19 protein-coding genes are annotated in these 22,236 nt (G+C 66.9%); 14 read left to right on the forward strand and 5 right to left on the reverse strand.

The genetic code is table 11. The features are described from left to right. Positions 1-36: 36 nt before the first annotated feature. From ACQ5DX_RS26310 to ACQ5DX_RS26325, 4 genes are read right to left on the reverse strand one after another with little or no spacing between them, the layout of a single operon-like run. Positions 37-1,587 carry an AMP-binding protein gene (locus ACQ5DX_RS26310; RefSeq protein ID WP_430335400.1) on the reverse strand — a complete coding sequence of 517 codons (1,551 nt, stop codon included), beginning with the start codon at positions 1,585-1,587 and terminating at the stop codon, positions 37-39. 9 nt (positions 1,588-1,596) lie between these two features. Continuing rightward, positions 1,597-1,947: a DUF202 domain-containing protein gene (locus tag ACQ5DX_RS26315; RefSeq protein WP_430335401.1), complete on the reverse strand. Its 351-nt coding sequence runs from the start codon at positions 1,945-1,947 to the stop codon at positions 1,597-1,599. Further along, positions 1,940-2,308: a YidH family protein gene (locus ACQ5DX_RS26320; protein WP_430335402.1), complete on the reverse strand. Its 369-nt coding sequence runs from the start codon at positions 2,306-2,308 to the stop codon at positions 1,940-1,942. Before ACQ5DX_RS26320 ends, ACQ5DX_RS26315 begins: the two co-directional genes overlap by 8 nt. A gap of 13 nt (positions 2,309-2,321) precedes the next feature. Beyond that, a complete protein-coding gene (locus ACQ5DX_RS26325; protein ID WP_430335403.1) occupies positions 2,322-2,888 on the reverse strand; it encodes a VOC family protein in 567 nt (188 codons plus the stop codon). Between the two features lie 240 nt (positions 2,889-3,128). Between ACQ5DX_RS26325 and ACQ5DX_RS26330 the strand changes: the two genes are divergently transcribed. The 14 genes from ACQ5DX_RS26330 to ACQ5DX_RS26395 all read left to right on the forward strand — a co-directional run bounded on the left by ACQ5DX_RS26330 (position 3,129) and on the right by ACQ5DX_RS26395 (position 21,027). Beyond that, a complete protein-coding gene (locus ACQ5DX_RS26330) occupies positions 3,129-4,241 on the forward strand; it encodes an alpha/beta hydrolase (RefSeq protein ID WP_430335404.1) in 1,113 nt (370 codons plus the stop codon). Beyond that, a complete protein-coding gene (locus tag ACQ5DX_RS26335) occupies positions 4,238-5,269 on the forward strand; it encodes a phosphotransferase family protein (protein ID WP_430335405.1) in 1,032 nt (343 codons plus the stop codon). The genes ACQ5DX_RS26330 and ACQ5DX_RS26335 overlap by 4 nt, the downstream gene beginning before the upstream one ends. 7 nt (positions 5,270-5,276) lie before the next feature. Continuing rightward, positions 5,277-6,563 carry a phosphopyruvate hydratase gene (gene eno, locus ACQ5DX_RS26340; protein WP_430335406.1) on the forward strand — a complete coding sequence of 429 codons (1,287 nt, stop codon included), beginning with the start codon at positions 5,277-5,279 and terminating at the stop codon, positions 6,561-6,563. Beyond that, positions 6,551-7,516 (forward strand): 2-hydroxyacid dehydrogenase, encoded by a 966-nt coding sequence (locus tag ACQ5DX_RS26345; RefSeq protein WP_430335407.1) that lies wholly within the window; start codon positions 6,551-6,553, stop codon positions 7,514-7,516. Before eno ends, ACQ5DX_RS26345 begins: the two co-directional genes overlap by 13 nt. A 149-nt stretch (positions 7,517-7,665) precedes the next feature. Then, complete coding sequence (locus tag ACQ5DX_RS26350; RefSeq protein ID WP_430335408.1) at positions 7,666-9,186, forward strand: ABC transporter substrate-binding protein; 1,521 nt, start codon at positions 7,666-7,668, stop codon at positions 9,184-9,186. 13 nt (positions 9,187-9,199) lie between these two features. Beyond that, complete coding sequence (locus ACQ5DX_RS26355) at positions 9,200-10,144, forward strand: ABC transporter permease (RefSeq protein ID WP_430335409.1); 945 nt, start codon at positions 9,200-9,202, stop codon at positions 10,142-10,144. 26 nt (positions 10,145-10,170) lie between these two features. Beyond that, a complete protein-coding gene (locus ACQ5DX_RS26360; protein ID WP_430335410.1) occupies positions 10,171-12,132 on the forward strand; it encodes a dipeptide/oligopeptide/nickel ABC transporter permease/ATP-binding protein in 1,962 nt (653 codons plus the stop codon). A gap of 2 nt (positions 12,133-12,134) precedes the next feature. Beyond that, the gene (locus ACQ5DX_RS26365) at positions 12,135-13,145 is read left to right on the forward strand and encodes an oligopeptide/dipeptide ABC transporter ATP-binding protein (protein ID WP_430335411.1); all 1,011 of its coding nucleotides are present in this window, start codon (positions 12,135-12,137) and stop codon (positions 13,143-13,145) included. Between the two features lie 16 nt (positions 13,146-13,161). Then, positions 13,162-14,700 carry a class I adenylate-forming enzyme family protein gene (locus ACQ5DX_RS26370; protein ID WP_430335412.1) on the forward strand — a complete coding sequence of 513 codons (1,539 nt, stop codon included), beginning with the start codon at positions 13,162-13,164 and terminating at the stop codon, positions 14,698-14,700. Continuing rightward, positions 14,697-16,274 (forward strand): sulfatase family protein, encoded by a 1,578-nt coding sequence (locus ACQ5DX_RS26375; RefSeq protein ID WP_430335413.1) that lies wholly within the window; start codon positions 14,697-14,699, stop codon positions 16,272-16,274. The genes ACQ5DX_RS26370 and ACQ5DX_RS26375 overlap by 4 nt, the downstream gene beginning before the upstream one ends. Before the next feature lie 10 nt (positions 16,275-16,284). Continuing rightward, positions 16,285-17,106: an HpcH/HpaI aldolase family protein gene (locus ACQ5DX_RS26380; protein WP_430335414.1), complete on the forward strand. Its 822-nt coding sequence runs from the start codon at positions 16,285-16,287 to the stop codon at positions 17,104-17,106. After that, complete coding sequence (leuC, locus tag ACQ5DX_RS26385) at positions 17,103-18,509, forward strand: 3-isopropylmalate dehydratase large subunit (protein ID WP_430335415.1); 1,407 nt, start codon at positions 17,103-17,105, stop codon at positions 18,507-18,509. Before ACQ5DX_RS26380 ends, leuC begins: the two co-directional genes overlap by 4 nt. Positions 18,510-18,686: 177 nt before the next feature. Continuing rightward, the gene (locus ACQ5DX_RS26390; RefSeq protein ID WP_430335416.1) at positions 18,687-20,366 is read left to right on the forward strand and encodes a SulP family inorganic anion transporter; all 1,680 of its coding nucleotides are present in this window, start codon (positions 18,687-18,689) and stop codon (positions 20,364-20,366) included. Positions 20,367-20,370: 4 nt separating this feature from the next. After that, positions 20,371-21,027, forward strand: a complete 657-nt coding sequence (locus ACQ5DX_RS26395) for a GAP family protein (protein ID WP_430335417.1) — start codon at positions 20,371-20,373, stop codon at positions 21,025-21,027. A 3-nt stretch (positions 21,028-21,030) separates the two neighbouring features. Here ACQ5DX_RS26395 and ACQ5DX_RS26400 read toward each other — a convergent pair whose 3' ends face one another. After that, the gene (locus tag ACQ5DX_RS26400) at positions 21,031-22,227 is read right to left on the reverse strand and encodes a low temperature requirement protein A (RefSeq protein ID WP_430335418.1); all 1,197 of its coding nucleotides are present in this window, start codon (positions 22,225-22,227) and stop codon (positions 21,031-21,033) included. Positions 22,228-22,236 lie beyond the last annotated feature (9 nt).

The following is a 22,236-nucleotide window of genomic DNA, read 5'->3' on the forward strand; positions in this document are numbered from 1 at the left end:
CTCTAACATCAGATTCGGTCCGTGGTTGGTGTCGGTTCAGTTGACCTGTCGGCCGCCCACTGGCCAGTATTGCTTGCGTAGCGCGACTTTCTGGACTTTTCCCGTTGCATTTCTCGGAAGAGCATCCACGACATCCACCCCGGTGGGGCACTTGTAATGTGCGAGATGCTCGCGCGTGAAGGCAATCAGTTCGGCGGGATCGACTTCGGCGCCCGGGCGTGCGACGACGATTGCCCGGACTGTCTCCCCCCATCGCTCGCTCGGTACGCCGATGACCGCGGCCTCGGCGACCGCGGGATGTGACATGAGCACGTTTTCGACCTCGGCCGGGAAGATGTTCTCTCCGCCGGAGACGACCATGTCCTTGATGCGGTCCGTGATGTAGAGATAGCCGTCGTCGTCGAAGTATCCGGCGTCGCCCGTGCGGAACCAGTTGTCCGGGGTGAAGGCTGCGGCCTGTTCCTCGGGGCGGTTGCGATAGCCGAGCATGACGAGATCGCTTCTCGTCCGGACCTCACCGACCTCGTGTGCTGCCGACGGTTCGTCGGTCACGGGGTCGAAGACACCCACCTCGATGCCTTCCACCGGCCGTCCCGACGAGGCCAGGCGGTGTTCGGGAGCATCGGCGGAGTGATCGGCCGGCCACAGGAACGAAATGGGTCCGTTGGTCTCCGTCATCCCGTAGCACTGGGCCAGGGCGGAGTCGAATGCGGCGCGCGCCTCCTTCATGAGGGTCGTCGATATGGGGGAGCCGCCGTAGATGATCATCTCGAGGGTCGGAAACGACATTCCGGCGATCGCCGGGTCGCGTACCAGCATCTGGATCACCGCGGGAACCATTGCCGCGTATGTGATCCCGGCTGAATTGATGAGTCGAAGGATGTCCGACGGGACGATGTCGGTTGCGAAGAGTGCTGTCGCTCCCTTCGACAGGCACAGGAAGAAGAACCCGGTGCCGGAGATGTGGAACAGGGGTGACGGGATGAACAACACGTCGTCACACCCGATGTCGAAGGGCGTCCGCTTCGCCAGATTCGCCGCGATGTTGGCGTTGGTGAGCTGGACACCCTTCGGTCGGCCGGTGGTCCCCGACGTGTAGAAGATGAAGGCGACGTCGGCATCGACCGGATCGATGCCGGTGTCCTGCGCCGAGTGTGGCGCGAGCCAGGCTTCCAACTCGATTGCCTCGGTGCCCGCGACGGCATAGACCGCGCCGACGTCCCCGGCCGGCAGCCCGAGCAGCGGCAACATCGACGCCTCGCACACCGTGACAACAGGCGCGGCATCCTCGACGAGCTCGCGCACCTCGCGCTGCGCGAGTCTCCAGTTCAACGCGATACCCGCGGCACGCACCTTCGAGGCGCCGACGAGGGCGGTCACCCAGGACTCGGGATCCCGGCCGAGGAAGGCGACGCGATCGCCGGGCGACGCTCCCAGCGCGAGTAGGGCATTGGCGAATCTGCTCGTCCGCTCGTGCAACTGCCCGAAGGTCAGTGCAGGACCGGAGCCGACGGCGACAGCGTTCGCATCGGGAGACTTGTGTGCCCACTCTCGAAGCATGTGGGCAAGTGAGGTCGGTTCGTTCACGGTGCTCCTCTATCCAGGGCGGGAAACTACTATGAGAAGGGCGGCAACGGCGATGGCGACGGTGACCGCCGCGGCGGTGTAGACGAGGGCGGACGATCTCTGTGGAACGAGGTCGTCGAGTTCGCGGGGGTTGCCGGCGGGGTCCCGGACCGATCGCCGGTACCGACGATCGGCGATCGTGCCGAATCCGATGACAGACCCGGCGGTGAGCGCCACCATCAGCGCGATCGGGGTCGGTCCGGACGAGGCACTGCCGTGGCGCAGGACCAGTACGCCGGTGGCGCCGACGGCGAGCACGAATCGATTCCACGAAAGCAGCGTTCTCTCGCGCTGCGCCAGGTCCGGCGCAGGGCTATCCATGAGTGAGCGTGGCGACCAGGACCGTGCCGCAGATGCACGCGACGAACAGGGAGAGTGCCGGGACGGCGAGTGTGGCCGGCAGGGGGCGTCCGATGCGCAAGGCGATCTGGACCCGTCGCCACTGGACGGCGGCGGCGACTGCGAGCATTCCGCCCGACGCTATGAGCAGTATCGCTACCAGGTGCGCTGTTCGCGCCGGTAGTCCGTGCACCACGAACTCGTTGAGTGCCACGCCGGCCGCGACGAGCGCGAGCCCGGTTCGGACCCAGGCGAGAAAGGTGCGCTCGTTCGCGAGGGTGAATCGCGGATCGGGTTCTGTGCCGAGGGTGTCGAGGCGAGCAAGCGTTCGACGCAGTGACATCGGCAGGGAACGGTCAGAAGACTCTCGCGACCCGCTCGGCGCCGGTGCGAGGTACGTGACAGACGTCGTCGGGAGTGAACTCACGCAGCCAGCACGAGAATTCCAGGAGGATGTCGTCCGGATCCTGGAAGTAGAACGATCGGACGTAGACGCCCGGGTGCATCGTCTCGGCCACCTGTGTCTCGCTGTCGTCATGGTTAACGAGAGGGCCGACGCGAATACCCTTCTCCTTCAGTCGGTTGCGGTACTCGACGAACTTGTCCGCGGGCACGTCGAACGCGACGTGGTTGAGCGAGCTCACGGAACTGGTCCACTCACCGAACCCGGGGAGTGTGATCGGCGAGGAGATGCCCGGCACCGCGTCGTGGTTGTCGGCGAACCAGAAGAACGCCAGCGAGTTGCCGTTGCCGGCGTCGAAGAAGAAGTGCTGACCGATGCCGTCGGGCAGCGCGACGGTCTTGATCAGCGGCATGCCGAGGATGCCGCTGTAGAAGTCGACGGTGCGCTGCATGTCGGAGCATACGAGCGCCACATGATTGAAGCCGCGGAGCTCGAACTCCGTGTTCGTCGGGGAGGTCATTGATCCTCTTTCCATGTCGAGGGCTACCCGGAGCCGGGTGGGCGAGATTTTCCTGAGGCTAACATCAGGTTCAGGTTTTGGGGAAGGTTTCGCGGCATTCGTCGTCGGGAGTGTCGGTCCGGAGCGGTCTCGCTAGTTGTATTGAGATGCAAAGATTTTCGCCATCGTGGACATACTGTGGGCGCGGTGATACTAATGTGACGTCAGATTTAGTTCCGACGGAAGCGGAGGGTGAATCTCATGCAGATCAGCCGCACGTTCGTCGGGTTGCCGTCCCCGACGGCAACCCGCGCCGGAGCAGGGGGTCACCCCTGCCAGGGCGTCTACTGCCATGCCGAAGGGAAGCGGCCGAAGGTGGCGGTGATCGCCACCCACTACGGTATCGACTTCTCCGAGCACTACATGTCCACGTATCTTGCCGAACGCGGAATCGGGTTCCTCGGGTGGAACACGCGTTTCCGCGGCGACGAGAGCCACTTCCTGCTGGACCATGCACTCGTCGACATCGGGGTCGGCGTGCGCTGGCTGCGCGAGGTGGCAGGTGTGGAAACCGTAGTGTTGCTGGGCAACTCGGGCGGCGGATCGCTGATGTCGGTCTACCAGTCCCAAGCGGTCGAGCCGAACGTGACGCCGGTCGTGGGCATGCGTCCCGCGGTCGGGCTCGACGAACTGCCGGCCGCCGACGCCTACATCTCGACGGCGGCACATCTCGGGCGTCCGGACGTACTGACGTCCTGGATGGACGGTTCGGTGACCGACGAGTCCGACCCTGTCGCCACCGACGCTTCACTCGACCTCTTCAACCCGGACAACGGGCCCGCCTACGACGCCGAGTTCCTGACCCGCTACCGACGCGCCCAGGTGGAGCGCAATCACCGGATCACCCGGTGGGTCAAGGACGAACTGACGCGCATCGGTGCCGCCGGCTACCACGACCGGCACTTCTCCGTCCACCGCACGTGGGCAGATCCGAGAATGGTGGATCCGACGATCGAACCCACCAACCGTGAGCCGAATCGCTGCTACGTCGGTGTACCTCGGCGCACCAATCGTTCCGTCTTCGGAATCGCCGCATCGTGCACGTTGCGGACGTGGCTGTCGTTGTGGAGCCTCGAAGACTCGCAGACCCGAGCACGGCCTCATCTCGCGCGGGTCACGGTTCCCGCGCTCGTCGTCAACGGAGACGCGGACACCGGGGTGTTCCCCAGTGATGCGGCGGAAATCGTCTCCCATCTCGGGTCGGCGGACAAGGAGTCCTACGAGCTCCATGCCGACCACTACTTCCTCAATCCCGGTGCACGCGACGAGCTGGCCGACCTGATGGCCGCCTGGATCGAGAAGCGGTTCGGATGACGGTGACCGCGCCGCGGCCGAACTTCATGGATTCGGTACCGCGGGAACTGGTTGTCGCCCTCCGCCGCCTCGGGCTCGCCGGACCGGCCGAGGACGTCCGGGGTATCCCGCTTACGGGCGGCGTCTCATCCGACGTGTGGCGCGCGGAATTGTCGACCGGCCCGGTGTGTCTGAAGCGTGCACTGCCGAAGCTGAAGGTGGCGGCAGACTGGCACGCGCCGACGGCACGGGCGCAGTGGGAGGCTCGCTGGCTCGAGATGTCGGGGCAGGTACTGCCTCCGTCGATCCTGCGAGCGTTCGACGACGAGACCGGCGTGTTGGTGCTCGAGTGGCTCGAACCGGGCCGGTACCCGGTCTGGAAGGACCTACTGATCGAGGGGCATGTCGACGCCGACTTCGCCGCCGCGGTCGGGTGCTCGCTCGCGCGATTGCATGCGGCGGGTGCGCGTGAAGACCTCGACGACTGGAATGCTGCCCGCCCGCTGTTCGAGGCCCTGCGCATCACGCCGTACTTCCGTTCCACTGCCCAGAGGAATCCCGAATACGCGGCACTGCTCGCGGAGGCGGTCGCTTCCCTCGAGCGCGCGGCCGTGACGGTTATCCACGGAGACGTCAGCCCCAAGAACATCCTTGCCGGACATGCGGGTCCGATCTTCCTCGACGCCGAATGCGCCTCGCCGGGAGACCCTGCCTTCGACGTCGCATTCTGCCTGAACCATTTGCTGCTCAAGGCGGTATGGCTACCCGGCCGCCGCGGTGCGCTCGACGCGGCGGCCACCGCGTTGTTCGAGGCGTACCTCGAAGCCGTCGACTGGGAAGCCTCCGACGGCCTCGCGCGCCGGGTGCTGGCGTTCCTGCCGGCGCTTGCCCTCGCGCGCGTGGACGGAATGTCCCCCGTCGAGTACTTCGACGAGGAGAACGGGCGTCCCGCAGTACGCGTCGCGGCAGTAGACCTCCTGAAGTCGCCTGCGCGAAGTATCGACGAACACACCGCGCGTTGGGCGACGCTCACATCGACGAACGGATGACAGAACCATGACAGATTCACACGAGATTGTTGCCGTCCGCGGCGCCCGGCGCTGGGACTCACGCGGGCGCCCGACCGTCGAGGTGGAGATCCGAACTCCTGTAGGGGTCGGCCGCGCGATCGCTCCCGCCGGCGCGTCGACCGGCACGGGCGAGGCCGTCGATCTCCGGGACGGTGGTCCGGGTTTCGGTGGCATGGACGTGGCGACTGCCGTGCGGAACGTCGACACCGTGATCGCGAAGGCACTGCTGGGCCGTCGCGTCGACGACCAGGCCGGCATCGACACCGCACTCGAATCCGTCGACGGTACGAGTTCCTTCGCCTCGATCGGTGGAAACGCCGCGGTGGCGACGTCGATGGCGGCCGCACACGCGGCGGCGGCGGTCGAGGGTGTTCCGCTGTGGCGGCACCTGAATCCCGATGCCCGACAGCTTCCGCTGCCGGAGATCCAGATCTTCGGAGGGGGCGCGCACGCGCACGGACGGATCGATCTGCAGGATCTGATGGTCGTGCCATACGGGGCGAGCTCCTTTGCCGAGGCCGTCGACTGGGCCGTCGAGATCCACCGCGCCGGCGGACGTTGGCTGGACGATCGAGGTCGGTTGGCGGGTGTCGCTGACGAGGGTGGCTGGTGGCCGGCGTTCGACTCCAACGTCCAGGCACTCGACGCGCTCGTGGCCGCGATCGAAGGTGCCGGGCTGGTCCCTGGCGACCAGGTCGGGATTTCGATCGATGTGGCCTCGACCCAACTGGTGACCGCCGAGGGCTACAGCCTCGCGAGCGAGGGCCGGGTGCTCGACCGCGACGACTGGCGCGCGGAATTGCTGACGTGGCTGTCGAAGTACCCGATCGCGTCCATCGAGGATCCGTTCGCGGAGGACGATCCGGCCGGCATGCAGTCGATCACCACCGCGGTAGGGGAGCGCGTCCAGGTCGTCGGCGACGACTTCCTGGTCACCGATGCGAAGCGGGTGCGAGCGGCGGCGGACGACCGGAGCGTCAACAGCGTGCTGATCAAGCCGAACCAAGCCGGCACGCTGACGCGCGCGAAGGCCGCGTTCGATGCTGCCGCGGCCGAGGGCCTGGGTGCGATCGTGTCCGCGCGCTCGGGCGAGACCGAGGACGTCACCATCGCCCACCTCGCGGTCGGGTGGGGGAGCGGCGGGTTCAAGGTCGGCTCCGTCACGCGTAGCGAGCGAACCGCCAAATGGAACGAGATGATGCGAATCGAGGAGGAGCTCGGGGCCTCCGGTCGATTCGCCGGGCGCGCGGGACTGGGGCCGTGGCTGCGGTGACCTCGGGGGAACCGTTGCGGGTCCTCTTCCACTTCGACAGTTCGCCCACGCTGGTCGAACGGCTCGCCCCGATGCTCGCGGGACTGGACGTGCGCTGGTGCGCCGAGCACGACGAGCAGCGGTATCGGGACCTGCTTCCGGATACCGATGTCCTGTGGCACGTGCTCAGACCGGTTACGGAATCCGATCTTGCACAGGCGCCCAGGCTGCGACTGGTCCAGAAGCTGGGTTCCGGGGTCAACACGATCGATCTTGCTGCCGCTCGGCGACGCGGAATCTCGGTGTCCAACATGGTCGGTGCAAATGCGCAGGCGGTCGCTGAAGCGACGCTGATGCTGATGCTTGCGGCCCTTCGGCGAACGGTCGAGCTCGACGCGTCGACCCGATCGGGGACCGGTTGGCCGCTGGACACGTCGCTCGCGGACCGAACCGGGGAGCTCGCGGGCAGAACCGTGGGGTTGGTGGGGTTCGGCGAGATCGCGCGGAAGGTCGAGCGTCCTCTGGTGGCGCTCGGCGCTCGCGTCCTGTACACGACACGACGGCCGGAATCTGCTGGAGAGCAGTGGCGTTCACTGGACGACCTGTTGGCCGAATCGGATGTCGTCTCGCTGCATCTGCCCCTCGACGGGACGACTATGCGATTGCTGGATACACGCCGGCTCGGCCTGATGAAGCCGGGTGCGATCCTCGTCAACACCGCTCGCGGCGAGCTGGTCGACGAGGAAGCGCTGTACGCGGCGCTCGCCTCCGGGAGGCTTGCCGCGGCTGGGCTCGACACGTTCGTGGCCGAGCCCGTCGGTCGGTCGAATCCACTGCTCGGCCTGCCCAACGTCGTGCTCACGCCACACGTTGCCTGGCTCACGCCAGAGACCCTCGAACGCTGCGTCGCCGTCGCCGCGGACAACTGCCGTCGGCTCGCCGACGGACTTCCCCTGCGCAACATCGTCCCCTGACTGCGGGCCGTGTGGCCGGGAACCGTTGGCGCACAGCACAAGGCGAGACTCCGGTCACAAGCATTCATTGACAGAGACCTGGGTCACATATATAACTAAATCTGAAGTCAGATTCGCTTTTCTTCGATCACAGACGAGTGGAGTTCTCTATGTCGAATGGATGGTCCCGTCGGAGAATCGGCGCGGTTGGACTGGCCGCCACGGCCTTCGCCGGCGCAGTGACCGGCTGCGGCTCGGCATCGAGCGCTGCCGGTGACGGAACTCTCGCGATCGGCACTCTGGTCGATGTCCAGAGCTTCGATCCGGCGCTCAACCCCGGTCAGGGGCAACGCCTTTACCTCGATCCGATCTACGACTCGCTGCTGCGCACCGATTCCGAGGGCAAGATCGTTGCGGGTCTGGCCACGCAGTACACGCTGACTCCGTCGTCGCTCGACCTCACGCTCCCGGAAGGGCGCGTGTTCAGTGACGGCACGCCCTTGGACGCGCAGGCGGTCAAGGCCAGCCTCGAGCACATCAAGTCCGCGGCCGGGCCCGCCTCCACCGCGCTCGCGAGTGTCAGCGAGGTGCGGGTGGACGATCCGGCGCACGTGTCGCTGCAGTTGTCCGCGCCCTCGCCGGCCCTGCCGATCGCGCTGACGGACGTCGCGGGCATGGTCGTGGCGCCGAGTGCTATCGGTGGGAACGACTTGGGCTCTGCCCCAGTGGGTTCCGGTCCTTACATGCTGGACGTCGCCGCCTCGAGCAAGGGTGTCTCGTACGTGTACGTCCAGAACCCCAGCTATGCCGACAAGTCGGATCAGGGGCTGAACCGGGTCGAGATCAAGGTGCTCACCGACGGTGCGGCACGCGCCGGTGCGCTGCGGTCGGGGCAGATCGACATGGCTCAGGTCGACCGTACGCAGGTCGATGCGGTCAGCTCGGCCGGACTGGTGCTGGAATACACGACCGGCAACCACTGGATGCTCCAACTCGCGGACGTCGGTGGGCAGAAATCTTCGGCACTGGCCAGCAAGGACATCCGCCAGGCGATCGGGTACGCCATCGATCGCGACGCGATCGTCAAGGCGAACCTCTTCGGTCAGGCCACCGCGACCAACCAGGTCTTCGGCCCGGAGAGCCCGTTCCACGTGGAGACGTTGCCGCAGTCCTACGGATACGACCCGGAGAAGGCACGACAGCTCGTGGCGCGATCGGGCATCCCGTCGCCGAAGTTCACGGTCCCGGCGTTCGGCCCCACCAAGCCGATCGCCGAAGCGGTGCAGGGGTACCTGCGTGCGGTCGGCATCGAGATGGAGATCGTGCTCGTGCAACCGGGAACTCTCGAGAAGGAGAATCGATCCACGAACTTCGGCGGCTTCCTCACCCCGATCAAGCAGGTGCACCCGGAACAGCTGTACAACGAGCGCCTCGCGCCGGGTGGCCCCCAGAACCCGTTCGGTACCGTAGCGCCGACGATCGATGCATTCCATGCCGAAGCGCTGGCGGCGCTGGACGAGGCTGCGCGGGATGCGGCCTACCAGAAGATGCTCGCCGAGGTTGCGGACCAGGCTCTGTGGATCGATCTGTTCACCGATGACGCGCCGGTGGCGTGGGCCGAGAAGGTCCAGGGAGTCACACTGCAGCCGGGATGGGTCATGGGCCCGTCCCTGCGCGGTGTGACTGCGTGACGGGACTCGGGTGATGACGAAACTCATTGGTGGGCGGGCCCTTGCGCTCGTACCGATGCTCCTGTTGATCACCGTCATCAGTGTCGGCCTGATCCAGCTCATCCCCGGCGATGCCGCTGAGACCATCGCTGGAGCGTCCGCCACTCCGGAGCAGGTGGCGCAGATACGATCCGAGCTGAGCCTCGACCGTCCGGTGTTCGAGCAATACTTCGGATGGCTGGGGCACGCCGTTCAGGGCGACCTCGGACGGTCGGTGATCGACCAGAGTGAGGTTCTGCCGGTCGTCCTCGAAAGACTCGGTGTCACAGTTTCTCTCGCGCTCGCCGGCGCGGTGATCGGTCTGATCCTCGGCATCGGCGCGGGCACCGCCGCGGCGCTTCGCCCGGGCTCCTGGATCGACCGCGCCATCACCCTGCTCGCATCGACGGCGCTGGCGATGCCGACGTTCTGGCTCGCGTTGATCCTGGTCTCGGTGTTCGCGCTCCGTCTCGGCTGGCTTCCCGCCACCGGGTACGTCCAGCCGGCCGTGAGTCTCACCGGCTGGGTGCAGTCGCTCGTGCTCCCGGGTATCGCACTGGGACTGGTCATGGCCGCGATGATCGCCAGACACGCACGTGCGTCGATGATCGCGGTGATGCAGATGCCGCACATCCGGACCGCGCGCGCGATGGGACTGCCCGCGATCCGAGTGATCGGGAAGCACGGACTGAAGAACTCGCTGGGCCCCGTGGTGAGCACGTTGGGATTCCACTTCGCGCACCTGCTCGGGGGTGCAGTCGTGGTCGAACAGGTCTTCGGCGTCCCGGGCATCGGCGACCTCGCTCTGGCTGCGGTGAACCAACGTGACATTCCGGTGATCCAGGCCGTCGTAGTGGTGACCGGAATCTGCGTCGCGTGCGCCCAGTTGCTCGTCGACATCTGCTACGGATACCTCAATCCCAAGGTGAGGAAGCCATGACGACCATCACTCGACAGAGGGGCCGAATGCCGGGAGCCACGGAGGAAGCCCCCAGCGCGTCCCCCGTGGTCCGCGTTCCCGGGCGTTGGGAACGTGTCGGTAGACGTATCGTCGGCGACCCCGTGGTGCTGGCGGCACTCACTGTGCTCCTCGCCATCGTCGTCTGTGCCGTCTTCCGTGATCATCTGATGCCGTACGACCCCGAGGCCACCGACCTGTCCCGGGTCCTGGAAGGTCCGTCGAGCGACCACCCCCTCGGCACCGACAATCTGGGCCGGGATACGTTGTCACGCCTGATCGACTCGAGCCGTGTCGCGATGCTCGCCTCCTTCGAGGCTGCGGGGATCGCGCTCCTCGTAGGTGTGCCGGTCGGCCTCGTCATCGGATACGTGGGCGGGTGGCTCGACAACGTCGTCATGCGCATTGTCGACGGTTTCACCGCACTGCCGGGCCTGATCGTCGCGATCGCCGTGATCGCCGCGTTGGGCCCGGGTATCGGTAACGCGATGCTTGCGCTCGGCTTGATCTTCTCGACGACGTTCGCGCGGGTCACCCGCGGTGAAGTGATGGCCGCGCGCAAGCACGTGTACGTCGAGGCGGCGCAGGTGACAGGTGCCGGAACGTCGAGAATCCTTGTGCGGCACGTACTGCCCAACATCGTCGGCCCTCTGATCGTGCAGTTGTCGCTCACCTTGGCGGCGGCGTTGCTGGCGGAGGCGGCATTGTCGTTCCTCGGACTCAGTGCACAACCGCCCGAGGCGAGCTGGGGCGTCATGGTCTCCGAGGGCGGACAGATGCTCGCTCGGCAGCCGTTCCTGGTGATCCCTCCCGGAATCGCGATCGGTCTGACGGTGTTGTGCCTCAACATCGTTGCGGACGGGGTGTTGGCAGGTCTTCGTGACGAGCCGCGCACTGTTCGTCGTCGGCGTCGCCGCACCGAACAGGTGTCCGCGCCACTCCTCGTCGCGCCCGCGGGCGGTGCAGCGGTCGACGCGGTCGAACCGTCGAACGACCCGGAGGTCGTTCTACAGGTACGTGGGCTGGGCGTCGACGTCTCGCGCACGGACGACGACGTCAGGCTCCTCGAAGACGTGTCGCTGACCGTGCGGCGCGGTCGGACCCTGGGTCTGGTGGGCGAGTCGGGTAGTGGCAAGACGATGGCGGCACTCGCGGTGATGGGTTTGCTGCCGCCCACCGCTCACGTGACGGGAGGCTCGGTTCGCCTCGGCGACACCGAACTGCTCGGGCTGCCGAACTCCGGCTGGAATCGAATCCGTGGTGCCAGGATGTCGATGATCTTCCAGGAACCCTCGACCGCGCTCGATCCCGCGTTCACCGTCGGAGATCAGATCGCCGAAGTCGTTCGCTGCCATTCCGGGATGAGCCGAAAGGACGCGCGCGAGAAGACGCTTCACCTGCTCGAGCGGGTCGGCATCCGGGAGCCGCACCTGCGCTACGGGAGTTATCCGCACGAGTTGTCCGGGGGCATGGCCCAGCGGGTGATGATCGCCCTCGCGATCAGTTGTGACCCGGAGTTGCTCATCGCCGACGAGGCCACGACCGCACTCGATGTGACGCTGAAGGTGCAGATCGCGGATCTGCTCCGCGACCTGCAGGACGAGCTCGGGATGGGCATGATCTTCGTGACTCACGAACTCGGCATGGTCGCCGACCTCGCAGACACGGTGGCCGTCATGTACGCCGGCCAGGTCGTCGAGACCGGTGACGTCGCCGAACTGCTGCGCGCGCCGCAACATCCGTACACCGCGGCATTGCTCGAGTCCAGCTCTCAGGGCCGGCCGCGCGGTGAGGAACTCGGCACGATCCCAGGCTCGGTGCCCTCCCCGGGCGGCCGGCCCACCGGCTGCCGCTTCGCGCCGCGATGCACCTACGCCACCGAGAGCTGCACGCAGGCAGTGCCGTCCGCCAGTGGAAGCGCGAATGCGTTCGTGCGCTGCGTAAACCCGCTGCTTCGAGTCGAGGGGTAAAGATGAGTGCACTACTCGAGATCGACAACCTTCGTGTCATGTTTCGCCGCCCCGGACTGGTCCGGCGTCCGCCACCGTTCGTCGCCGTCGACGATGTCACACTCCGACTGGGTGCCGGTGAGACCCTCGGCGTCGTGGGCGAATCAGGGTCCGGGAAGACCACCGTCGCGCGTGCCGTGTTGCGTCTGCTCCGACCGGAGTCGGGCTCCGTACGTTTCGACGGGCACGACGTCACCGAGTTCGGCAGGGTACCGAAGTGGTACCGGCGCAGGGTGCAATCGATCTTCCAGGATCCGACCACCTCCCTCAACCCGTCCTGGACGGTGCGTGACATCGTCGGCGAACCGATTCGGGTGCACGAGAACGTCGGACGCCGGGAACTCGTTCTGCGAGTGGGCGAGTTGCTCGAGCAGGTCGGCCTCGATCCAGCGACCGACCAGCGGCGTCCGGCCGACTTCTCCGGCGGTCAGCGTCAGCGGATCGGTATCGCGCGGGCCCTCGCGACCAGACCCGAACTCATCGTGTGTGACGAACCGGTGAGTGCCCTGGACGTCTCGACACAGAGCACCGTCGTCAATCTGCTCAACAGAATTCAGCGCGAGACGGGTGTGTCGTACCTGTTCATCGGTCACGATCTGACGTTGATGCGGCACGTCAGTGACCGGATCGCGGTCATGTACCGCGGGCGTCTCGTCGAGGAGGGACCGGCGGAGGACATCTACCGCGACCACGCCCACCCGTACACCCGCATGCTGCTCGACGCGGCACCCACGCTCGACCCCGAGGAGCAGGCCCGCCGCCGTCGCCGTCGCGCCGACTCCGTGACCGCGGCCGTCATGACGGAGTCGTCCCAGGGGTGTTCGTTCGCACCGAGATGTCCGTCCGCGATCGAGCGCTGCCTGACCGAGGTGCCCGCATCGCGGCCGCGCGCTGGTGGCTCGGTGGGCTGTCATCTCGCCCCGACACTGCCGCAGACCAACTCCCGATCGCTCACCTCGAGTTCGCACTCCTGACCGGAGGAAGCCAGCAATGTTGTCTTGGATTCACCTGCTCGAATGGCGCGCACGGCGCCATCCGGAGCTGACCGCGCTCGCCGACGATCACGGTCGCTCCCTGACGTACGCCGAACTCGTTGCCGCGGTAGACCGTTGTGCCGGGGGTTGGGCCGCGACGGGAATCGGCTGCGACGACGTCGTCGCGATCGTCGCCCGCAACCGCGTCGATTGGATCGTCCACCTTCTTGCGCTCAACCGGGTCGGTGCCGTTCCGGCAGCGGTGAACTGGCGATTGTCACCGGACGAGATCCGCGCGCTGTTCGGTGAACTGTCACCGGCTGCAGTGGTCACCGACGACGAGGACCTGCCGTTGATCGAGGCTGCCGCGCCCGACCTGCCTCGCGTGGTGATGGCGGGCGCGGGACGGCCGGACGACTTCGGAGGGCCGATCCCGGAGCGACCGGCTCACCGGCTGCGCGGCGACACCCCCTTCGTCCTGATGCACACGAGCGGCACGACGGGTGCAGTCCCGAAACTGATCCCATTGACGAACCAGCGCATGATCGCTTCCGCGACCTACCTGAAACTGGTGGTTCCCGGAGCGGACGAGGGCGCGCGACACCTTCGTGCGATGCCGCTGTTCCACCTCGCCGGGCTGGCCAACGTCACCTACGGGCTGTTCATCGGGGCCAGCGTGTTCATCCAGAGTCGCTTCTCCGCAGCAGAGTTCGTCGACGCGGTCACCGAGCATCGCATCCAGTTCACGAACCTCGTGCCGTCGGCGATATCGATGGTCGTGGACGAGATCCGGAGCCGCGATCAGGCCCCGGACCTGTCGTCGCTCGTCGAAATCGGTTACGGCGCATCGGCGATCTCCCCGGAGCTGCTACGTTCGGCGATCGAGACCCTGGGTTGCCGATTCCGGCAGAACTACGGGTGCACCGAGACAGGTGGCTTCCCGATCTCGACACTCGAGCCGTCCGATCACACGCCCGAGTCCACGCACCTGCGTTCCGCCGGCAAGCCTGCACTCAACTGGGAGGTACGGATCGTCGGGCACGATTTCGACGATGTGCCGGTGGGAGAACCGGGCGAGATCGTGGTCCGGGGAGCCGAACCCTTCGACGGCTACTGGAACAATCCGGAGGCCACTGCCGCAGCGATGACACCGGATGGATTCTGGCGTATCGGCGACATCGGTCGTATCGACGCGGAGGGTTACCTCACCATCGTCGATCGCGCGAAGGACATGCTCGTCTCCGGCGGCGAGAACGTCTACCCGGCCGAGGTGGAAGCGTTGTTGCGCCAGCATCCCGGGATCAGCGAGGTGGCAGTGATCGGTGTGCCGCACCCGCGGTGGGGTGAGAGTGTCCATGCCGTTGTCGTCGAGCGCGGCCAGGAGGACCTCCAGCCCGATGCTGTGATTGCCTGGTGCCGCGAGAGGATGGCCGGCTTCAAGTGCCCGACGAGCGTCGAGTTCGTCGATGAGCTCCCCCGGAACGCGACCGGGAAGATCTTGAAACGCGTTTTGCGGGAGAAGTTCTGGGTGGGGCAGGAGAGGGCGGTTTCATGAACGTGGCAGACAACGATCCCGGCATGCCGAACATCGTGTTGATCATCGCGGACCAGTTGCGCGCCGACCACGTCGGCTTCGGCGGCAACGAGGTGGTCCGTACCGGGAACATGGATTCCGTCGCAGCGCGGGGTACCCGATTCGACCGCGCGTACGTCGCGAACCCGATCTGTATGCCGAACCGCGCCAGCATGCTCACGTCGCGGGTTCCGTCGTCGCACGGCACCCGCTACAACGGCATCGCATTGGATCCTGATGCGAACACCTTCGTCCGCTCCCTCCGGTCCTCCGGATATCGGACGATGCTGGTCGGGAAGGCGCACTTCCAGAACATCGGTCATCAACCCGAGCTCGCCGCGCGCGCACGCGCCGGCACACCCGAACAGGACGCTGTCGAGCGCGAGTGGAGGCCGGACTGGGACCGCTGGGAGGACCTCGCGCTCCACCGGCAGGGCTGGGTGGACGTACCCGAGGACTACTACGGGTTCGACCACGTGGAGTTCGCGATCGATCACTCCGACTACTGCGGAGGACACTACGAACACTGGCTCCGTGAGCAAGGCTTCGATCCGGACCGCCGTGGCGGCGACCACGCGACCGAGATGTCCGGCGAGTGGGACCAGATCTACCGGCCGGCGATGCCTGCCGATGTGTACCCGACGGCGTGGGTGGGCCGTCGTAGCGCCGAGCTGATCCGTTCAGCCGCCGACAGCGGACAGCCCTTCTTCCTGCAGTGTTCCTTCCCCGACCCGCATCACCCGTTCACGCCGCCCGGCGAGTACTACGACCTGTACTCGCCCGCGGACGTGCGACTGCCGGCGACGTTCGACGACCCGCACGAGGCGTCGATGCCGCACATCCGCTCCAAGGTCAAGCACAAGGGCAGCCAGCGCGGTCCGATGTCGCCGTTCGCTCCGACGGAGAAGCAGTACCGCGAAGCGGCGGCAAAGGAGTACGGCGCGATCACCTTCATCGACGATGCGGTCGGGACGGTACTCGACGCGTTGACGCAGGCCGGTGTCCGGGACAACACGATCGTCGTCATCACCAGCGACCACGGCGACATGTTCGGCGACCACGGGTTGATGCTCAAGGCCGGTTTGCACTACGAGGGATGCGTGCGGGTGCCACTGGTCATCTCGGCGCCGGATGGTGCGGCGCCCGGGGTGTCGGACGCACTGGCGTCGTCACTCGACATCGGACCCACGCTGCTCGAGCTGGCGGGTGTGGAGGGATACGCGGGGATCCACGGCCGGAGCCTCACCGGTGTCATGGAGGACACGGGAACGGCGGTCCGGGACCGGATCTACATCGAGGAAGACCAGATGTTCGAGCTGCTGCCGGGCTGTGGTCCGCTGCAGATGCGGACCCTCGTGGACGACGACGGTCGTATCACCGTCTACCGGGGAACCGACGACGGCGAACTGTTCCTGTACGCGGACGATCCCGGTGAACTGCTGAACCGTTGGCACGATCCCGAGTATGCCGAGGTCAAGTCCCGGTACCTGGCACGGCTGGTCGACGCCCAGCTCGAACACACCGACATGTCCCGCCGGCCCACTGCCATGGCGTGAGAGGGAAGAGATGACACGCGAAACAGATTCGGCATTCGGCCCTCGCCGGGGCAATCGGGTTCGCCGGCGACTCGACGGCGGGGGAGTCGCGGTCGTCGCGGCCGGTCATTCCGGCCGCGCCGACACTGCCGACTTCGTCGGCCAGCTCGGCTTCGACGGCTTCTGGTTCGAAGGCGAACACGGGCCGGCGACCTGGGATGCGATGGGTGACGTGAGTCGCGCATGCGAGCTCTGGGGCATGGCCATGATGTACCGGGTCCGAACGCTCGAGCCCTCTCTGGTGGCGCGCGCGTTGACCCTCGGCGCACACGGAATCGTGGTTCCTCAGGTGCAGACCGCGCGCGAGGCTGCGGAGTTGGTGGCGGCGGCGAAGTTCGCTCCGCAGGGTCGCCGCGGTGTCTCCCGCGGGCGCCGCTCCTACGGCGTCCGCGACTTCTTCGAGGGAGAGAATGCGGACACCGTCCTCGTCGTCCAGCTCGAGGATCCGAAGGGCCTCGCCAACATCGACGAGATCGTCGAGGTGCCGGGGATCGACGTCGTATTCGTCGCGCCCAACGACCTCGCTCAGGCAATGGGGCACCAGGGCGATCCCGGCCATCCCGATGTGGCCGAGGCGATCGACCACGCGGTGTCGAGAATTGCGGACAGTGGTGTCGCCGCCGGTACGTTCTGTGCGCCCGGACAGGTGGATCGTTTCGTATCCTTGGGCGCCCGGTTCCTCTATACCTCGTACGACAACTGGATCGTGGAGGGTGCCAGGCAGTTCCAGGCCGAACTGGATCTCGCAACGGTTCCAGGCGGTGGCAGCCCGACTGCGGCAATCGTCTCGTGAACCCGCGCACGCTGGTCGAGAAGATCTGGTCCGACCATGTCGTTGCCGGTGTGCCCGGACAGCCCATGGACATCCTGTACGTGGATCTGCACCTCCTGCACGAGGTGACATCGCCGCAGGCATTCGACGCTCTGCGTGCGGAGGGGCGAGCAGTGCGCCGTCCGGACCTCACCATCGCCACCGAGGACCACAACGTCCCCACCTTCGGGATCGGCGGTGCGGTGGACGATCCGGCCAGCAGACAACAGATGGAGATGCTCCGCCGCAACTGCGCCGAGTTCGGGGTTCCGAACTACGCGATGGGTGATCCGCGACAGGGGATCGTCCACGTGATCGGACCCGAGCAGGGCCTCAGCCAGCCGGGAATGACGATCGTGTGCGGCGACTCGCACACGTCGACGCACGGCGCGTTGGGCGCTCTCGCGATGGGTATCGGCAGCAGCGAGGTCGGCCATGTCCTGGCGACTCAGACCCTTGCCCTGCACCGGCCCCGAACCCTGGCCGTCGAGGTGACCGGGCAACTGAGTGAGGGCGTGTCCTCGAAGGATCTCGCGTTGGCCGTCGTGACGGCGCTCGGGCCCAACGGTGCCGCCGGATGCGTGATCGAGTACCGCGGACCGGCGATCGAGGCGCTGTCGATCGAGGGACGAATGACACTGTGCAACATGGCGATCGAGTCGGGTGCACGCGCCGGACTGGTGGCTCCGGACGAGCGCACCTTCTCCTATCTGGCAGGGCGGTCGTTCGCTCCCCGGGGCCGCGACTGGGACGACGCGGTGCGGTACTGGTCCTCACTGCCGACCGACGACGGCGCGGTCTTCGACCGCCACCTCGAACTCGACGGTGCCGGCGTGACTCCGTCGGTGTCGTGGGGCACGAACCCGAGTCAGGTCGTTCCGGTCGACGGTGTCGTACCGGATCCGGAAGCCTGCGTGGACCCTCGGGAGCGGGCGAGTGCCGCGGAGGCGCTGCACTACATGGGGCTGACCGTGGGAACGCCGATGCGAGACATCGGGATCGACACAGTATTCATCGGTTCCTGCACCAACGGTCGGATCGAGGATCTGCGTGCGGCAGCAGAGGTGCTGCGCGGGCGCCGGATCGCGGACGGCGTGCGGGCGCTCGTCGTGCCTGGTTCGATGCGGGTTCGGAAGCAGGCCGAGGACGAGGGCCTCGATGTCGTGTTCCGCAGTGCCGGATTCGAGTGGCGCACATCGGGATGCTCGATGTGCACCGGCATGAACCCCGATCGGCTGGGTGCCGGAGAACGAAGCGCATCGACGACCAACCGCAACTTTCAGGGTCGGCAGGGGCCTGGCGGGCGGACACACCTGGTGTCGCCCGCGGTTGCGGCGGCCACTGCGGTTGCGGGCCGTTTTGCACTGCCCCAGGACTTGATCTAGGGAACCGCGAGTCGCCGAGCGGTCGGCTCCCGGTGGGCCGGGGAGTGGACATATTCGGATGGTCGTCGGCACGTCCGCTTCACCCGGCCCGGGTGAGCCGCCGAACCCGCCGTCCTGGTCTGCTGAGGAGTAGAGACCGCTCCTGGAGGATTCGATGCCGACCGAAGCCTGGCCGAGATGACCGCAGTGTTCGCGCCGACGCTCGTCGGCTATCGGAAGGCCTGGCTGCGGGCCGACGTCGTGGCCGGGGTCAGCGCGGGCGCCGTGGTGATCCCGCAGGCGATGGCGTACGCGACGATCGCGGACATGCCGGTGCAGATCGGCTTGTACACGTGCATGGTGCCGATGATCGTGTATGCGCTGCTGGGTGGTTCGCGCACCGCGAGCGTCAGCACGACGTCGACGATCGCGACGCTCACCGCGTCCACGCTGATCGGTGCGGGCATCGCGGCCGGGTCGGAGGACGCGCAGACGTCGCTCATGACACTGACCCTCATGGTCGGCGTGATCCTGATCGCCGCGCGGGTCCTCAAACTCGGCGCGATCATCGAGAACATCAGCGAGGCAACACTGTCCGGGATCAAGGCCGGTGTCGGTCTGACAGTTGCGGCCGGTCAGCTGCCCAAGCTCCTCGGGGTGCCGGGTGATCCGGACGCCTCCGGGTTCCTGCACGTGCTCGGGGGTGTGCTGGGTCAACTCGGCGACGCGAACGGGGCCACCGTCGCGTTGTCGGTGGCGTCGATCGCGGCCCTCGTCGCGATGAGCAGGTTCGTGCCCCGCGTGCCCGGTCCGCTCGTCGTCGTCGCGATCGGCATCGCGCTCATCGCGTTCACCGGACTGCAGGACCGAGGCGTCGAACTGATCGCGGAGGTTCCGCGCGGAATTCCGCTGCCCGGGATCCCGTCCCTGCACGACGTCGGCGCGTTGCTGCCGGGCGCGCTGGCGATCTCGGTGATGGCCTTCCTCGAAACGGTCGCGGTGGCGCGGGGCGTGCGGCGCTCCGAGGAGCCGCAGATCGACAGCGACCGCGAGCTGCTCGCCAACGGGGTTGCGTCGGTGGCGGGTTCGTTCTTCCACACACTGCCGCCCGCGGGCGGTTTCTCCCAGACCGCGGTCGCGCTGCGGGCCGGTGCCCGCACCCAGCTGAGCGGGATCGTCACCGCGGTCCTCGCGGTGCTGGTGGCACTGTTCCTGGCCCCGGTACTGAGTGACCTGCCGCAGGCGACGCTCGGCGCGATGGTGGTGGTGGCGACGCTCGGGCTCGTCGACCTCGGATCGTTCGCGCGGTACTGGCGGGTGAACCGGGTCGAGCTCTGGATCGCGACCGTGACGGCGGTGATCGGCCTGACTGCGGGGCTGCTGCCGGCCGTCCTCGCCGGTGTGCTGCTGACGCTGTACCTCGTTCTGCGTGAACTCAACCGGCCGCACGTCTCACAGTTGACCCGGAACGTCGAGGGCGGTTGGCGCGCGCTGGAGCCCGACGCACCCCCCGTCGCGTCGGACCCGTTGGTGCTGCGGATCGACTCCGGCCTGTACACGGCGAACGTCCGCGCGAACACCCGCGAGGTCGGTCGGCGTGTCGGCGAGATCCGGCCGACGACGTTGGTGATCGACTGCTCGCGGCTGACGCAGGTGACGACGACGGTGATGCGCAGCTTCGTCGACCTGACCAAGGAACTGTCGGACGCCGGCACCGAGGTGTACTACGCATCTCTGCCGCGGAAGAACCTCGCCACCGTGCGTCGAACGGTGATCGGTCGTGAATACGAGTCCGAGGGAAGGATTTTCGCGAACGTCGAGGATGCGGTCTTGGCGCTGGCCGACCGTCCGAGATCGACCGATTCCGCAGAGAGGTGACGACATGGGCGGACTGATAGGGCAACTGCTTCCGGAACTGGCCGGAATGATCATCACGCCCGCGGCGATCGCGGGGTGCGTGCTACTGCTGCAGACGAAACGCGCGCTGGCGAACGCGTTCGCGTTCTTCGGCGCCTTCATGATCGTGTACACCGCGATCGGGATCACGGCGCTGCTCGGGGGCGCGACCCACGAGACGGCGCGGTCCGGGTCGATCAGCCACTGGGCGGGTCTCGGGGTGGGCCTGGTGTTCGTCGCGTTCGGTGTGGCGCAGTTGTTACGCAAGCGGACACCGTCGGACACCGGTCCGGAGTGGATGCAGCAACTCACGAACGCCAAACCGCGTGGGGCCTTCGTCATGGGCGCGGCGCTCTCCATCGTCAACCCCAACCTCGCGATCATGATCTCCGGCATGACCGTCATCGCCGCAGCCGACACCACCCCGGCCACCGCGGTGACGGGCACGGCGCTGCTGCTGCTCGCGGCGGCCCTGGACTTCCTCGTGCCGATCGGGATCTACGTGGCGTTCGGGAAGCGGGCGCAGGACGGCCTCGCGGCCGTGAAGAAATGGATGATCGAGCACGACCGGCCGCTCAGCATCGCGGTGTTCTTCGGCTTCGGTGCGCTGTTCCTGTTCCGCAGCCTGTCCGCACTGCTCTAGCGGTCAGGCCCGGATGGTGCGCCGGCGTTCGGCGAACACGAAGGTCTCGTAGGCGATCAGCACGAGCAGAACTACGGCGAGGAGCCCCAGAGTCACCAACGCGGGCAGATGCCACGCGAGCGGGATCAGTGCGAGCAGCACGACGACGGTCACCGTGCGCGGCAGGCTGAACGAGTCGGCGCCGTACTGCTTGAAGTAGACGAGCGCCGCCAGGTAAAGGGCGGCGCCGCCGAACAGCGCGGCCAGCGGCCAGCCCTGCAGGGGGTCGGCCAGTCGGTGCTCGTTGCCGTCGCCGACGTAGTAGAGGATCTTCTTCAGCCCGAGCGAGACCATCACGATTCCGAGCACCATCGGCAGGTGCGCGTAGCTGTAGCAGCGCTGGGCTATCCGGATGCGGCGCCGACCCCGCGACTCCTCGAAGGCCTGCTCCACCAGTAGCGACGTGACGTCGAAGTACGCCCACCACAGCAGCGACGACACCGCGAGCCCGAGGAGCGACGCGACGACGATCGCCCACGTGGTCGGCTGGGTCGCGACGCCGATGCCGATCGACGCGATGGACTCGCCGAGCGCGATGATCACGAACGAGCTGTGCCGCTCGGCGAAGTGGCTCACCGACCGCAACCGCCAGTCGGTACCGCTGACAAGCGTGCCCAGATAGTCGCCGGCGAGGGCCAGGAACCACATCACCGTCTGCCACGGCCCGGTCAGCTGCGACGCGATCAGCAGGAACGTCGTGCCCATGAGCATCGACGGCACGAACCGCATCACCTGTCCGCGCAACTGGGGGTCTTCCTTGCTGATCACCAGGAAGATCAGGATGTGCAGCGCCCGCACCACGAAGTAGCCGACAGCGAAGACGAGTGGGGCGTCGAGGCCGCCCGGCAGGTCGTCGAACGCCTCCGGGATGGTCAGCGCGATGACGAACACCGCGGACATCGCCGCCAGCATCACCACCCGCAGCACGCCCTCGTCGGCGCGTACCAGGTTCGCCACCCACGAGTAGCAGACCCAGGACCACCACAGCACTGCCATCAGCAGGACCCCGTGCAGCAGGTTGATACTGCTGGGATCGTTGCCCCACAACTCGGTGACCCGCGTGAGCGCGAAGACGAACACCAGGTCGAAGAACAGCTCGAGCGGCGAAACCGACGCCCTCTCCTCGGTGGGGCGGGCGGTCAGACGGCGGGCGACGTTCACCTTGCAGAT

The organism is Rhodococcus sp. ACT016 (genome assembly GCF_050477185.1).
Classification (GTDB): Bacteria; Actinomycetota; Actinomycetes; order Mycobacteriales; family Mycobacteriaceae; genus Prescottella.